Annotated in this window: 10 protein-coding genes; 4 read left to right on the forward strand and 6 right to left on the reverse strand. The window is 57.2% G+C overall.

Annotated elements, in window-relative coordinates:
- Positions 1-24: 24 nt before the first annotated feature.
- From ACDI13_RS01705 to ACDI13_RS01720, 4 genes are all read right to left on the reverse strand, one after another.
- Positions 25-1911 carry an ABC transporter ATP-binding protein gene (locus tag ACDI13_RS01705; protein WP_316988915.1) on the reverse strand — a complete coding sequence of 629 codons (1887 nt, stop codon included), beginning with the start codon at positions 1909-1911 and terminating at the stop codon, positions 25-27.
- A complete protein-coding gene (locus tag ACDI13_RS01710) occupies positions 1911-2795 on the reverse strand; it encodes an ABC transporter permease (RefSeq protein WP_045930107.1) in 885 nt (294 codons plus the stop codon). Before ACDI13_RS01710 ends, ACDI13_RS01705 begins: the two co-directional genes overlap by 1 nt.
- Positions 2792-3805 (reverse strand): ABC transporter permease, encoded by a 1014-nt coding sequence (locus tag ACDI13_RS01715; RefSeq protein WP_042481614.1) that lies wholly within the window; start codon positions 3803-3805, stop codon positions 2792-2794. The genes ACDI13_RS01710 and ACDI13_RS01715 overlap by 4 nt, the downstream gene beginning before the upstream one ends.
- Positions 3806-3887: 82 nt before the next feature.
- Complete coding sequence (locus ACDI13_RS01720; protein ID WP_316989017.1) at positions 3888-5408, reverse strand: ABC transporter substrate-binding protein; 1521 nt, start codon at positions 5406-5408, stop codon at positions 3888-3890.
- Between the two features lie 165 nt (positions 5409-5573).
- Between ACDI13_RS01720 and ACDI13_RS01725 the strand changes: the two genes are divergently transcribed.
- Positions 5574-6083 carry a 4-vinyl reductase gene (locus tag ACDI13_RS01725; RefSeq protein ID WP_316988916.1) on the forward strand — a complete coding sequence of 170 codons (510 nt, stop codon included), beginning with the start codon at positions 5574-5576 and terminating at the stop codon, positions 6081-6083.
- Entirely contained in the window at positions 6076-6756 is a 681-nt protein-coding gene (locus tag ACDI13_RS01730) for a GntR family transcriptional regulator (RefSeq protein ID WP_316988917.1), read from the forward strand. Before ACDI13_RS01725 ends, ACDI13_RS01730 begins: the two co-directional genes overlap by 8 nt.
- A gap of 33 nt (positions 6757-6789) precedes the next feature.
- Here the strand turns inward: ACDI13_RS01730 and bla are convergent, their stop codons facing one another.
- Complete coding sequence (bla, locus tag ACDI13_RS01735; protein WP_316988918.1) at positions 6790-7665, reverse strand: class A beta-lactamase; 876 nt, start codon at positions 7663-7665, stop codon at positions 6790-6792.
- A gap of 95 nt (positions 7666-7760) precedes the next feature.
- Complete coding sequence (locus tag ACDI13_RS01740; protein WP_372372640.1) at positions 7761-11315, reverse strand: YhdP family protein; 3555 nt, start codon at positions 11313-11315, stop codon at positions 7761-7763.
- A 151-nt stretch (positions 11316-11466) separates the two neighbouring features.
- Between ACDI13_RS01740 and glnE the strand changes: the two genes are divergently transcribed.
- The gene (gene glnE, locus ACDI13_RS01745) at positions 11467-14223 is read left to right on the forward strand and encodes a bifunctional [glutamate--ammonia ligase]-adenylyl-L-tyrosine phosphorylase/[glutamate--ammonia-ligase] adenylyltransferase (RefSeq protein ID WP_316988920.1); all 2757 of its coding nucleotides are present in this window, start codon (positions 11467-11469) and stop codon (positions 14221-14223) included.
- Positions 14224-14324: 101 nt separating this feature from the next.
- Positions 14325-15023: an epoxyqueuosine reductase QueH gene (locus ACDI13_RS01750; protein ID WP_316988921.1), complete on the forward strand. Its 699-nt coding sequence runs from the start codon at positions 14325-14327 to the stop codon at positions 15021-15023.
- The last annotated feature ends 97 nt before the right edge of the window (positions 15024-15120 follow it).

Below are 15120 nucleotides of genomic sequence, written 5' to 3' on the forward strand. Positions count from 1 at the left end.
CTGTAAATACGAGTAAAACGGGATTCAGACCGCCATAGCGGGTACTAAAGCAGGTGCAGCCTCACCCACGGTTTGGGACGGACAGTCCAAAGGCGCAGGCCAGATCTGGCTGGAATCATCCGGCGGCACACTGCCCAGCAAAAGACGGGTATAGGGATGCTGCGGGTCGGCAAACACCTCGGCGGTATTTCCTTGCTCTACAACTTCACCGTTTTTCATCACCAGCACTCGTGTGCACAAATAACGAATCACGGACAAGTCGTGCGAGATGAACACCACTGCGATGCCCAATTCCTTATTCAGTCGCAGCAAGAGATTCAAAATCAGCGCCTGCACCGACACATCCAGACCAGACACAATCTCGTCCGCCACCAACAGACGCGGCTGCACGCATAAGGCGCGGGCAATGTTCACGCGTTGCTTTTGCCCACCGGACAGTTCCGAGGGGAAACGCAAACCCGCATCCTGGGCAATGCCCACCTGCGCCATCAACTCGTCGGCTTTCTGACGACGCTGCTCGGGCGTCATCCCCGGCTGCAACTCCAGTACCTGCGTTACCAACTGCTGTACGCTGCGGCGTGGATTCAAGGCCGAATCCGGGTCCTGAAAGACCATCTGAATCGTCTGCGACAAGGACTCGCCCTGCCCTTTGGCAAACTGCTCGCGGGACTGACCTTGCACCAGCACTTGGCCACCGCTGGGCTGCAACAAACCCACCATCAAGCGGGCGACCGTGCTTTTGCCACTACCGCTTTCCCCCACTACGCCGACCATCTCGCCAGGGCGCACGCTCAAGGACAGGGGCCGCAAGGCATACATCAGGTTACGACGGCCATTACGTGTCACTCGGTAGCTGCGCTCCACGTTCTGAAACTCCACTAGCGGGGCGGACTCGTCAGAAGGCCCTTGCGGCAGGACATGCAGCTGGGCTTGCGCCGCCACATCACGCGTCATACAGGGGCCGGCGCAACTGACCCAATGACCGGGCTTCACCGCTTCCAACTCTGGCGCACGCTGTTCACAAACCGCATTACGCGTAGGACAACGACGGGCAAAACGACAGCCCGGCAAATCCCGCATGTCTTTCAGGCCAGGCATGATGTCGGCCAGCGACGGCAAGGCATACAAAGGGCCATTCAGTGCTGGCGTCGCATTCTTCAAGGCCCAGGAATAAGGATGTAGGGGTGTATCCAAGACATCCGCGGCAGGACCTTGTTCCACCACATCCCCGGCATACAGCACGGCCACCTCGTCACAGACGTGAGCAGCCATGCGCAGATCGTGGGTGATCAGAATCACGGCGGTTTGATGGCGCTGCTGCACATCGCGCAGAATCCGGATGATTTGCGCTTGGGTAATCACATCCAAGGCCGTTGTCGGCTCATCAGCCACAATCAATTCTGGGTCGCCGGAAAAAGCCATGGCAATCAAGATACGCTGGCACTGTCCGCCGGAAAGCTCATGGGCATAGCGTCCCAGCATGGACGGTGGATCAGGCAGACCCACTTCATGCAGACGTTCCAGGCAATATTGCTCGCGGGATGCACGGGGAATACCCAGTCGAGCCAAGTGCTCGAACATCTGCTGGCGTATGGTCAGCACCGGATTCAACGAGGACAAGGGCTCCTGCGGCACAAAGGTCACTTTGCGACCCAGCAGACGACGCATTTGTGCACCCGTGACCACTGAACCCTGAAAACAGACCTGGCCCGAGGACAGACGCAGGTTGCTGGGCAACATGCCCGAGATCACCCGCCCTATCATGCTCTTGCCCGCGCCGGACTCCCCGACCAGACCCAAGGTGCGGCCTGCTTGCACCGCAAACGAGACCTTGCGCAGCAGCTCGACCGATTGCCCTTGTACCGGCACCGAGACACTGACTTGCTTGAATTCAATAACCGGCACGCTCATCAGTGCGCTCCTCGTTGCTTGAGCCGAGGATCCAGCGTGGTGCGCAAACCATCACTCAGCAAATTGAAACCCAGCACTGCAAACACAATGCCAATCACTGGCGCCATCAGACCCCAGCCTGCCTGGTAAATCTGGTCACGACCATCAGCCAGCATCACGCCCCAGGCCACCACATCAGAAGGAACAGAAAGGCCCACGAAACTGAGGATGGCTTCAACCACAATAGCCACCCCCATTTGCAGGCTGAACAAAGTGACGATTAGTGGCGCCACGCTGGGCAGCACTTCGCGCAGCATGATGCGCAGGTGGGAAAAACCCAGCAGATGCGCGGCATACACATAATCACGCTGACGCGCCACCAGCACTTCGGCCCGAACCACGCGATAAAAACGGGTCCAGTCCACCAGCACCACGGCCAGAATCACATTGAACAGACCCGTGCCCAAACCCACCATCAACATCATGGAAAACACCACGGGCGGGAATGCCATCCACAACACCACCAGGGAGCTGACTCCCCGGTCGAACCAGCCACCGATATAGCCCGCCAAAATCGCCAGCACCGTGCCCAGCACCATGGTGCCGGCGGCAGCGGTCACCGCCACCTGAAAGGCCACACGGCTGCCATAAATCAGGCGCGACAAAATACATCGCCCCAGGCCATCCGTTCCCAAGGGATACTGCGCCAGACCGCCGTCCTGCCACGCGGGTGGCAAGAGCGTGGCCAGCAAGTCCTGAGCATTAGGATCATTGGGCGCCAGCAAAGGGGCAAACAAGGCCACCAGAGCAAAGATCAAGACCAGAGTGCCGCCAACCAGCACTTTGGGATGGGCCAGCACAGGCCGCAGCCGCGCTTGCCAGAAAGAATGTGGATGCGCGCTCATGCGGACCTCAGACGTGGATTCATAACGCTGTACAAGCCATCGACACAGAAGTTGACAGCCAGCACCATCAAACAGAACACCAGGGCCACGCCCTGAATCAGGGGAAGGTCGTGGTTCTTGATGGCTTGCACCATCAGATTGCCGATACCGGGGAAGGAGAAAATGACTTCGATCAGCAAGGTGCCGCCAAACAAAAAGCCAAATTGCACACCGATCAAGGTCAAGGTAGGCAGGGCCGCGTTTTTCAGCATATGCACCAGCAACACGCGCCATTCCGGCACACCGCGCAGGCGGGCGACATTCACGTACTGGCTATTGGCCGTTTCAATCAGGCTGGAGCGCAGCACACGAATCACGATGGGACTGAAAGCCAGGGCCAAGGCCAGGGCGGGCAGAAGCAAATGCGAAAAGGCATCCCACCAGGCTTGCCACTGACCGCGTATCAAGAGGTCAAACAGCAGAAAGCCCGTGCCGCCATCCACAGCGGGTGTCCCTTCCATCCGCCCCATAAAGGGCAGGACCGGGAACAGCACACCGAACACCACGATCAAAATAATGCCCCACAGAAAGGACGGCACTGACAGAAGCAGCACCAGCACAAAGTCGGCCACAAATTCGATCTTTTTCTTGTCCAGCAAGTACAGAACAAGGCCGCCGGGAATGGAGATCAGCAAAGCCATCAGCAAGCTGATACAGGCCAGCTCCAGCGTGGGTGGCAAGGCTTGCGCCAGCAAACCTGTCACTGGCTGATGAAAGAAGATGGAGTTGCCCAGATTGCCACGAAACACACCGCTCAACCAAACCTGGTACTGATGCAAGGCCGAGCCATCCATGCCCAGCTCAACACGCAGCGCCTGCGCATCGGCTTCGGTGGCCGAAGGAGGCAGCATCATGCCCAGAGAGTCAGCGGGAATGACGCGCAGCATGAAGAACACGATCATGGACAGCAGGAACGCCGTCACCAGCACGAAGACGAGCTTGCGCGCCATCAGGAAGCAAACGTTTTTCATGAAGAGAACCGCAGGAGAAAATACGCCGGGAGGAACCCGGTAGACCACCCCGCAGCACGATGCTGCGGGGTGCATGAAAGGCTTACTGCCAGGAATATTCCTGCGGCAGGATGTAGCCCGTCTGATAGGTGTTGAGCTTCAGGCCCTTTTTGTAGGCAATGGTGGAGATGGACTGCAGCACCGGCAGACTCCAGGCCTGTTCCGCCGCTTCACGATTCAGCGCCTGATAACCAGCTACTCGCTTGTCCTCGTCCATCTGCCGGTTCAGCTCATCCAGGGTGCCCGCCAAACGCTCTTCTTTCCAGGTGGAAAAACGCAGGCGTGGGTCCAGAATGCGGCCCGTGAAAATCTCCGGATCGCCCGTTGCATTGGCCCAGCTGTACAGCATCACACCCGTCAATTTGGACGAATGACTCAGCTCCAGATACTTGGCCACGGTAATTTCCTCAACCGTGGTTTGCACGCCAATCTGGCTCCACATTTGTGCCACCGCACGGGCGACGTCGTAGTCCGATGGGAAGGTGTTATTGGTGGAGTACAAAGTAATGGTCAGCGGTTTTTCCGTGCTGTAACCCGCTTTGGCCAATTCCTCCACCGCCGCTTTCTTGTCAAAAGGAATGTTCAGATCAGGCACATCACCGGGCGAGCCTTTGGTAGCCAGAACCGACAAGGGCTGGGCGACATTTTTGTAAAAGGCACGAGACAGACCGGCCTTGTCGATAGCCATATTCATGGCACGACGCACGTGCACATCCTTGAAGCTGTCCACATAGCTGGGCATCTGCAGAATGTAGATCTCGCTATACGGGTAGACCTTGGCTTCCAGCTTGGGATTCTTTTCCAGACGGGCAATTTCGCGCACCGGGATCTGAACCGAGACATCAGCCCGACCGGACTCAACCGCAGCGACGCGTGCCGAGGAATCCGGCACAATTTCAAACACGACCTGCTTCAGGTCTGGTGCACCTTGCCAGTAGTCCTCAAAGGCTTCCAGAGTGATGCGGGAACCACGCTGATAATCGCTCAGCTTGTATGGGCCTGCGCCAATTGGGCGCTTCAGGAATTCCTCTTCCCCTACCTTCTCGAAATAGGCTTTGGGCAGGATATAGGCCGACAAGAAGGCCAGGCCTTTTGGGGCCGTTGGCGTGGGCGAACTGAAATGAATAATGGCTTCCAGCGGGCCGGTCACTTCCACCGACTTCAGGGTGGGCAACATGCCGTTCAGAGCCAGTGTTTTCTTGTTGATTGCACGATCGAAGGTGAACCTCAAGTCCTCGGCCGTCATGTCGCTGCCGTCATGGAATTTCACTTTGTCGCGCAGCTTTACCTTCAAGGCCTGGCCTTGCTCGTCTGCCCATTCCCAGGACTCGATCAGGCGTGGTGCCACCTTCAAATCGTCACCCACAAACAGGGGTGAATCAAACACGGCCTTGTAGATCGACTGGCCAGCCGGAAAGGTGACCGAGGTCGGATCCCAGGACGGAATATCAACTGGGAAAGCAATTTTCAATTCGCTCCCGGCTGCCTGGCTGGCCGTCCCCCAGCCCATCATCAAGGCAGCCCCCAAGGCCAGCCCCATTACGCTTTTTCGCAACGCTTTCACCATTTGTCCCCTTTTGTTATGCACTTCATTCCAGCGTCAGTCCGCCTTGCGAAAAAGTATATAGTTTATTCTTAAATTAAATGGATAATGGTTTTCCCTATAATTTATTTTCTTTAATATCAATCTATTATCAAAAAAAACAAAACAATATACTTTTCTTTAAAAATGACTAAATTCAGAGACAGATTAAGCTGGGATACGGCACAGGGCCAGATTTTGGACGCCGATCGGCGCTACATGATGATGCGTGCCGACGTGTTGATGGGGCTGTTTCGCCGGCTGGATGAACCCGCCCGAACGCAGGCGCTGGATGCCCTGGGGCAGGCCGTAATGGAACAAGGCGGCTTGTCAGCCAAGGCGTACTGGGAGGCCATCGAACACAAGCCACAGGCTTTACTGGACAGCATCGCCGACATCTCGGCACAACTGGGCTGGGGAAACTGGGACATTCAAGCAGAGGCCACGGGAGCTTTACAGGTTCGTGTGAAAAACAGCCCCTTTGCCTGGGGATTTGGCCCCCATGATCGGCCCCTGTGCCGGCCTATCGTTGGTATGCTTACAGCCGTCGGCCAACTGATCTATGATCAGCCCGTCCAGGTGCAGGAAACACACTGCTGCGCACAGGGACGCCATGCCGACTGCCTGTTCACCGTCTTGCCCAAAACCAATGAATAAAAACCAGCCTGCCGCCCCCAAACTGAACATACGCCAGCAGGTCTACAAACACCTGCGCAGCCGCATGCGCAGTGGCGACATCAGCTATGACGACCGTCTGGTCGACCATGAAATTGCTGCTCAACTGCAAGTCTCGCGCATGCCTGTGCGCGAAGCCTTGCTGCAACTGACCAACGAAGGACTGCTGGAGGGCACCTCGCGCGGCTTCATGCTGCGGCGCTTCACCCCGGCCGATATTGCGCAGATTTTTGAAATACGCATGTTGCTGGAGCCTGAAGCGGCCGCTGCTGCCTGCTTGCAAGCCAATCTGGAAGGGTTGGCCTTGATGAACAAGGCGGCCAATGCCTCAGAAAAAGCCCATGCCGCCGCCGACCCCATGCAATACATGATTGCCAACGATGCGTTTCGGGAAAGCTGGATTTCGCTATGCCCCAACCCGCACTTGAGCACCATGATTTTTCGCCTGAGTGACCACGTAGAAGCGGTACGTCTGGCCACCTTACGCGATACGCGCTATCGGGAACTGTCCATGCAGGCAACCCGTGGCATCCTGCAATCCTTTCTGGATAAAGATCCGGAACAGGCGCGCGAGCATGTACGCACGAATCTGCGCCATGCCTCCATGAGCTATTACGCAACGCTGGATGAAATGCTGGAGCGTCAAGCCAGCTAAGTGGCCTGTCACCGCCAGTGCCCACCAACTGATTCAAGGCTGTGCTTTCTGATCCACTGCCTGTGCAATTACGTTGCCGATAGCCGCGATGGCCGCATTGCGCGCTTGCATCGAGGCTTTCGTTTCCGTGATGTAGACAGCAGCCACCAGCGGCGCACGCTCTGGTGGCCACATCACCGCCACCACCCCACGCGTGCCGTACCCTGCGGCTCCCGTTCGATCTGCCACGATCCAGCTTTCAGGTACTCCCGCCCGCAGCAAAGGCCCACCCACTTCGTTATGACGCAGCCAATCAATCAGCCGATCACGGTCTGGGGTTGTAAGCGCATCGCCCAGGACCAGACTTTGCAAGGTCTGAACCATGGCTTGTGGGGTCGTTGTGTCACGCAGATCGCCGGGCGTGGCTTCATTCAGACTGGGCTCATTACGGTCCAGACGCGTCACCGTATCGCCGATCGTGCGTAGAAAGGAGGTGACAGCCTGCGGTCCACCCAGCATCTCCAGCACCCCATTGGCAGCGGTATTGTCGCTGTTGCGCATCGTAATCGCACACAATTGAGCCGCTGACACATACTGGCCGATCAGGTTTTCCGTCGTGGGGGCGTAAGACTGAACAGCTTCCTCTTTAATTCGCCAGGCCGTCTTCATCGCCCCTGGCCCTCTGGCCAACAAGGCAGAACAAATCAAGGCTTTGCTGGTGCTGGCCATGGGGAAACGTTCGTCGGCGCGATACTGCCAGAGCTGGCCATCTGCCGTATCCAGCACGGCCAGACCGATACGGGCCTGCAAGGACTGCTCTGCCTCTTGTGCGGCCTGAACCACCGGATGGGTTTGCGCTCCAAGCACATGGAAAGGCAAGCCCGCCATGATCAAGGTCGCTGCCAGTGGTTTCAGTCTTTGTGTGCTCATCGACCCATTCTTTGCATAAGAGTTAGAAAACAGAAAACCTTGCTACGACCCTGACAACAAGCTATGCAAAACTGCTCTGAGTAAGGTGCTGGGCATCAAGGCTCAATCCGAGGCTGTTTCTCTTGCTTGGCCTTACTAACGGCAGGGACCTCCAACTCTTTGAGCTGGGGATCATCCATCTTGCCTGTTACCGCATACGTGACAGACAGGTGGCTGCTCATCGGAATCTGCATCAGCCACTGCGTCAGCAAGGCCCCAACTCCTACCATGGGATTGACCGTGAAATAGGCCGCAATTGCCGCGCCACTCATATCCAGATTCGGATTGACTACCGCAATCAAATCCAGCGTCTCATCCTTGATATCAATCCAGCCCTCCAGGTTGACCGCTCCGGCCGGGCCTTTGATCTGATAATTGTCCAGTTCCAGCTTGCCCTGCGACAGGTTCATGCGCCCGGTCAGGCTATCGAATGCAAACCCCTCCTTCACGGCACCGAACAAGTCCATATCCAGTCTGCTCAAGCGTGAAATAGACTGCAAGCTAAGCAACTCCAGCAATTTGGCCGAGCGCGATTTCAGGCTGATAAAGCGTCCTTTGCGAAGATCCACATTGAACTGACCGCGGATGTTGCGCTTATCAAAAGACCAGGGAAAATTGCTCCAGAACAAGGCCGCCTGCACCGTGCCGTCACCATCTTTGATGGACTCGGTCAACAAGCCACTGACATCCACAAACTGCCCCAAATTGCTTACCTGGCTATTGGCAAGCAATTCCAGCCCCCGCTGCGGCCCACTCAATGCCAAAGAACCGTAACCGTGAAGCTGCATGCCCTGTGCATTCAAGGAAATGTTTTCCAAAGTCCACTTGTGGCCCGTTCCTGCTGGTTTGCCTTTAGCTTCCAACGCGCCAAAGCGCACGCCCTGTATCTGCAAATCATCTACCTTGAACGAGATCGCGGGCAAAGCCAGATCGTCATTCATGGGCAGATCAGCCTCGGGCCAAGCCCAATCAGGTCTGCCACCACCGAGGTACAAATGGGAAAAATTGGCGTTGAACATGCCGGTATAGCGGCCACCTTGATGTTGCGCCTGCAGTCGCCCTTCGGCTTGCTTGGCCTTCAGGTTCAGAAACAAGCGGCCAGCAGCATCTTCTGTACTTTCCATCTCCAACTGATCCAGCACTTGCCCTCTGAAAAATGCCTGGTCCGCTTTCAGGCGCACCCGCTCCAGCAAAGGCAACAAGGGACGGCCCGACGGAGCCAAAGGGCTGCCGTCCAGATTCTGACCAAACTCCTCGACAACCCTCTCCCAGGCATCCAGATCCATACGGTCATAGCGGCTATGTAATTCCAAGCCACGTTGGGGCCAACTCACCAGTCCAGGCGTCCCCATGCTGCCACTTTGAAAGTAACTACCCTGACGGGAGCCTTGAGCATGCAGCAGGTTCAGCAAAAAAGTCTGCCTGTCCTCCAGGCTGATCTGCAAGCGGTCCATTTTTGCAGCGGAGTCGCTACTCCAATCCGCCTTCAATTTAGCTGCGCGCTCGGCAGGCTTGTAAAAAGGCTCGGGCAAGTTCAGTGCCAGCCCCGTCAGATCGGACTCGGCGCCAAAGGAAAAAGAACCCTTGGCATCCAGCTTCATCAACACACTATAGGGAGTCTGACCTTGCAAACGCTGCACCCCCTTCAACTCCAGGTACTGCTCCAGGCCTTTGGCTGTCAGTACACCATTCAGGCGCAAACCGGGTGTGCCGGGTTCGAGCACACCGCTGATTTGGGTGTCGCCGCCCAGCATTTTGCCGCTCAAGGCTTGGGCACTGACGCCTTTTTCACTGAAGGCCAGCTCGCCCTTCAAGGCCGTCAACGACGGCGCTTCAGGCATGTACTGAAACTCGCCATTGCTCATCTGGATTTGGCCCTGTACCTGGGCGTCGTCCGCATTATCCAAAGGAATCTGCAAATTGATGGGTACGGTCCAATCCCCTTTAACGCGACTGTCAGCCAGCAAGCCATCCAGCAAGGCATTCAAGGGCGATTGATGAACCAGGGCCAGATAACTGGTCGCCGGAGCCTGCGACACGCCCTCAAGCTTCAAAAAGCTGTTTTGCTCCAAGGACGTAATGTGGGTCTGAATATCGCGCAGCACGATATCCTGTTGCTTGGCGATAGGCATGCGTGCCTGCTGGGCCACAATGTCCAGATTGTCGTTATGCATGCGTATGCTGCCTTGCACGTCTTCCAGACGCGGCCAGGCCAAACGCTTGGGACGGGCGGGCTGATAATCCACAATCCCATCGTCCAATCTACCGGCCACTTCAAAACTGCCATCCTCCGGACTCAAGCCATACGGAAAAGTATCCAGCCCCCCTTGCAGCCGGATTGTTCCGTCTCGCACTGCCCCCTGCACCAGTCCAGCCTGCATCCATTCGCGCGCCAGAGGGTTGACCGTCAAAGGCAGATAATTCACCAAAGCCGCCAGATTCAGGTGCCTGAATTGCCCCTGCCAATCGGCCACACCGGCCTCGAACTTGGCATCCTCACGCCAGTTGCCTGTCAACTGCGCATCCAGATCAGGATTGCGCAAGGCCAGATTCATTTTGCTGACGCTGAGTCTGGCCTGCTCATCCCGGTGGACGGTGCCTTGGGCATTGAGCTGATCCACCGCCCAATACTGGGCAAACAAATCCGGCACACGCAGACCAAAACCCTTCATCGACAAGGCCCACTGCACATCACCACTTTGCTTGCCTTGGGCCAGCGCCTGCACATCATTCAGCTCCCCCTCCAGCTCCAGACTGGCTTGCTCCAACTGCAAGCGATCTTCGCTATCCGTCAGCACGGCCACATCCTGCAATTGGGCAGCCAACTGCATCTGTACGGCCTGGGCCGCTTTTGGCTGACGGGCCTGGGCACGCACATCGACCCAGCCTCTACCCAGAATCGCAGGCACATCCAGCCAAGGGCGCAGCGCGGGTGTATCGACCCCATTGGCCTGCGCCGTCATCTCCCAGGGCAGGTCCATGACATCTCCATTTTCGGGCAGACGACGCTGCCCCTCCACCCGTAAGGTCAGCGCCAGGGACTCACCCAGATCAGCGGGTAAGGCCGTGGCCAGACTCACCTCATGCCAACCCTGCCTATAACCGATCTGCAATTGAATCGAGGGCAGACTCAAGACAGGCGCACCACGCAGATCATCTTGCCATTGCAAGGATGTGCCTTGAATGCGAATGCCGCGTTGTTCCAGCAACCAGCGAACCGGCCCTTGCCAGGCTTCGGGCTCTGACGGAGCAGTGTCATCATTGAGATCCAGCACTTGGCCCATCACCAGAATCTGGCCCTGGGGATCGCGCCGCACCGGGATCGTCAAACCTTGCACATCCAGCTGACGCAATTGCAGCGAACCGCTGAACAAGGATTTCCAACTGATATCAGCCTGCAGTTTGGGCAACTGCAACATGGGCTCTTCCCCTGGCTCTGCCAGCGACAGGTTCGTCACAGAAAGATGAGGATTCCAGCCCTGCCAGTCGCCTTTTAATTCTTGAATCTGAACTTGCAGGCCGGTTTGCTCACTGATTTTCTGCACCAGATAGGGACGCAGAGTATCCAGTTGTGGCACGAGCAGATAACGTAGCCCGACAAGGCTTAGCATCAGCGCAAAATAGAGCACTAGCGCCAGTCGCACAAGCCCTCGAACTACCATGCAATCAATTCCCGAGTATAGTTAGATACGGTCATTTCCGGCCTTGTCAGACAAGCCACCTCACTTGTCGTCCCCCCTTATCCGAAAAGCCTCTTATCGTATGAGCCAGTCCATTATATTGAAGCCCGTGATGCAATGGTCCGGCCCCTTGCGTCGAAAAGTAAACGCTCAGCCACAATTTGGGGCGTGGTTGCAAGAGCAAGCCCAGCACCCTGTCACCCCCGCTCTGATTACGCAATGGTATAGGACTTTACTGCCCGAACCCGAAAATGATCGTTTGGTACAAGTGCGCCAGGCCTTGCGTCAACTGCGTGAACGGGTCTTTCTGCTACTGATGATTCGCGACATCAATGGTCTGGCCCCTCTTGAAGAGGTCATGCTGGCCATGAGCAGCCTGGCGGATCTGGCCGTCGCACAAGCCTATGAAACCGTGGCCCGGCAACTGGCTGACGTACACGGTATTCCTAGAAACTCGGAAACTGGCCTGCCCCAGGAGATGATTATTTTAGGTATGGGCAAGCTGGGTGGAGGGGAATTAAACGTATCCTCGGACATCGACCTGATCATGCTCTACGACGAGGACGGCGAAACCGATGGCCGCCGTCCCCTGAGCTATCACGAGTTTTACGGCAAGGTAACCCAGCGCATGATGCCCATGCTCTCCGATACCGACGCCTTCGGACAGGTATTTCGCACAGACCTGCGCCTACGTCCGGACGGAGATTCCGGGCCGCTGGCCTGGAGCATGCAGGCGCTGGAAAACTATCTGGTCAACCAAGGCCGGGAATGGGAACGATATGCCTGGATCAAGGCCCGCCCCATCAAGGCCCAGGCTTTTGAGGGCAGCCGCAGCGCCGGTGATGTGCATCACTTCGAGGCACTGCGCACCCCTTTTGTGTACCGCAAATATTTTGACTTTGATGCCCTCTCTGCCTTGCGCGGCCTGCGCGAGCGCATTCGCCAGGACTGGACGCGCCGCGCCCTGAACCGCAATGGCGTGGAAACCTGGCACAACATCAAGCTGGGCGATGGCGGGATTCGAGAAATTGAATTTGTGGTCCAGCTCAATCAGTTGATTCGCGGCGGACGACAACCCTCCCTACAAACACCCAGCCTGCACGAGGCCCTGCGCGGTCAATGTGCGGCCGGTCTGCTGGACCAGGAGGTCTGCGACAAGCTGCTGGCCGCCTATACCTTCTTGCGGCGTGTCGAACACCGCCTGCAATACCGTGAGGACGAACAAACCCATTTGCTGCCCCAGGACGAGAAGCTGCGCACCGAGCTGGCGGCTACCTTGGGCCTGAGTCTGGCTGATTTCGATGAGCAACTTGGCCAGCACAGGAAGTTTGTGTCGCATACCTTCCGCAACGCCTTCCGTCTGGCAGGCATGGGGGAAGAAGCCAGTGCCGCCCCCCCATCGACGACCGCCCCCACCCCTGAAGTAAGTCGCGCAGAGCACGATCAAGCTTTGCGGGAACGCATTGAGCAATTGCGTCAGGCTCTGCTGAACAGCCATCGTCTGCGCAGCCTGCCCAATGCCAGTCTGGATCGCGTACAACGCTTGATCCCCTTGGCCCAGGACTACGCCTGCCGCTCTGAAAACCCGGAAATGACGGCAACCCGCCTGTTCAACCTGATCGAACTGATCGCCCAGCGCAGTGCGTATCTGGCCTTGCTGGCCGAATATCCGGACACGCTGGCACGCGTTGCCCGTATTGTCTCGGCCAGCCCGTGGGCCGCACAGTATCTGGCTCAATACCCCCTTTTGTTGGACAGCCTGATCGAGTGGCATTCACTGATGGAGATTCCAGACTTTGTCGCCCTGTCCGAGCAAATGTGCCGCGATCTTGACGCCTGCCGTCTGCCCGATGGCCAGGCCGATGTCGAACAGCAAATGAACATGATGCGCGACTGGCAGCACCAGATCACGTTTCAATTACTGGCCCAGGACCTGGAAGGTGTACTGACCGTCGAGGCACTGGCCGACCAGCTTTCGGCTCTGGCCGATATGATGCTGGCCGAAACACTGGAGCGCACCTGGCCACTGACGCGCCCCCGCAGCCTGGCCCCAGACAAGGACACCTCCCCCCACTTTGCGGTCATTGCCTACGGCAAGCTGGGAGGCAAGGAAATTGGTTATGCGTCCGACCTGGATCTGGTATTTCTGTACGATGATCCCAGTCAGGACCATGTGGAGCGATACATCAAACTGGCCCGCCGCATGACCAGTTGGTTATCGGCCATGACCTCCTCGGGACGTCTCTACGAGATCGACCTGCGTTTACGCCCGGATGGTGATGCCGGTTTGCTGGCGGTCAGCGTGGATGCCTTTGAGCAGTATCAAACTCGTAGCGCCTGGTCCTGGGAGCATCAAGCCATTACCCGCGCCCGTTTCGTGACCGGAGATACGCAGATCAAGGACCGCTTCGATGAAATCCGCCGCTCCATCCTGTTGATGGAGCGCGACCGCCGCAAACTGCGCGCCGACATTCTGGACATGCGTGACAAGATCAGTGCCGGGCACCCCAACCGCAGCGAGCTGTTTGACTTGAAACACGACCGTGGCGGTATGGTGGATGTGGAGTTCATCACCCAATATCTGGTGCTGTGCCATAGCCGTGAGCACCCCAAACTGTTGGAGAACCTGGGCAATATCGCCTTGCTGGGCATTGCTGCCCAGGCGGGCCTGATTGCGCCTGACCATGCCCAGGAAGTTGCCGATGCGTATCGCGCCTTGCGTCGACGTCAGCACGCTTTGCGTCTGGAAGGGGCCGAGAAAGCCCGTGTGCCACAAACCGAGCTGACCCAGGAACGGCAGGCCGTTACACGGCTATGGGATGAGGTTCTGGGGTACTAAGGCAACAGATTGATTTCACTAAACTTTGCCAAGAATCTACAATAGGCGCATTGATTTATTGCGCGACCGATCCAGGGCGCTTTTTTCTCGGATTCAGATTCATGTCCACTCAGCTCAATCGTCCAGTTTTAACCATGCCGGAGAAGCGCGAGAAATTGCTGCTGCACTCTTGCTGCGCCCCCTGTTCGGGCGAGGTGATGGAGGCCTTGCACGCTTCGGGAATTGAATACACCGTTTTCTTCTACAACCCCAATATCCACCCGGTGCGCGAGTACGAACTGCGCAAGCAGGAAAACATCCGCTTCGCCGAACAGCACGGCATCAAGTTCATTGATGCCGACTACGACGTAGACAACTGGTTTGAGCGCGTACGCGGCCTGGAACACGCCCCCGAGCGAGGCGAACGCTGCACGGTCTGCTTTGACATGCGCTTTGAGCGCACGGCCCTCTATGCCCACGAGCATGGCTATGACATCATCTCCAGCGTATTGGGCATCTCGCGCTGGAAAGACATGAACCAGATCAACGACTGTGGCGAACGCGCCGCAGCCCGTTATCCGGAGATGAAGTACTGGACCTACAACTGGCGCAAAGGTGGTGGCTCGCAGCGCATGCTGGAGATCAGCAAGCGTGAAAACTTCTATCAGCAGGAATACTGCGGCTGCGTCTACTCGCTGCGCGACACCAACCGCCACCGCCGCTCGCAAGGCCGCCCTCGCATCGAGATCGGTGTGAAGTTCTACGGCAAGGATGAGCTGGACCTGACACCGCCTCCGGCTCCTGTTCAAGAGAACGCGTAAAAGCGGAGATAGGCTGGCGACTGGCTTGATCATCTTGCAGCAAGCTCATTGCTTGCGAGACCACAAGCGGGAATGGTTTGGACGTCAGGCGATGGAC

Origin of the sequence: Alcaligenes faecalis (assembly GCF_041521385.1) — a bacterium.
GTDB classification, from domain to species: domain Bacteria; phylum Pseudomonadota; class Gammaproteobacteria; order Burkholderiales; family Burkholderiaceae_B; genus Alcaligenes; species Alcaligenes faecalis_E.

Excerpts from the sequence above, each read along its gene's own strand:
- ACDI13_RS01750 (WP_316988921.1), top strand. The coding sequence starts at position 14,325 with ATGTCCACTCAGCTCAATCGTCCAGTTTTAACCATGCCGGAGAAGCGC.
- ACDI13_RS01715 (WP_042481614.1), bottom strand. The coding sequence starts at position 3,805 with ATGAAAAACGTTTGCTTCCTGATGGCGCGCAAGCTCGTCTTCGTGCTG.
- ACDI13_RS01710 (WP_045930107.1), bottom strand. The coding sequence starts at position 2,795 with ATGAGCGCGCATCCACATTCTTTCTGGCAAGCGCGGCTGCGGCCTGTG.
- ACDI13_RS01705 (WP_316988915.1), bottom strand. The coding sequence starts at position 1,911 with ATGAGCGTGCCGGTTATTGAATTCAAGCAAGTCAGTGTCTCGGTGCCG.
- glnE (WP_316988920.1), top strand. The coding sequence starts at position 11,467 with ATGAGCCAGTCCATTATATTGAAGCCCGTGATGCAATGGTCCGGCCCC.
- ACDI13_RS01740 (WP_372372640.1), bottom strand. The coding sequence starts at position 11,315 with ATGCTAAGCCTTGTCGGGCTACGTTATCTGCTCGTGCCACAACTGGAT.
- bla (WP_316988918.1), bottom strand. The coding sequence starts at position 7,665 with ATGAGCACACAAAGACTGAAACCACTGGCAGCGACCTTGATCATGGCG.
- ACDI13_RS01725 (WP_316988916.1), top strand. The coding sequence starts at position 5,574 with ATGACTAAATTCAGAGACAGATTAAGCTGGGATACGGCACAGGGCCAG.
- ACDI13_RS01730 (WP_316988917.1), top strand. The coding sequence starts at position 6,076 with ATGAATAAAAACCAGCCTGCCGCCCCCAAACTGAACATACGCCAGCAG.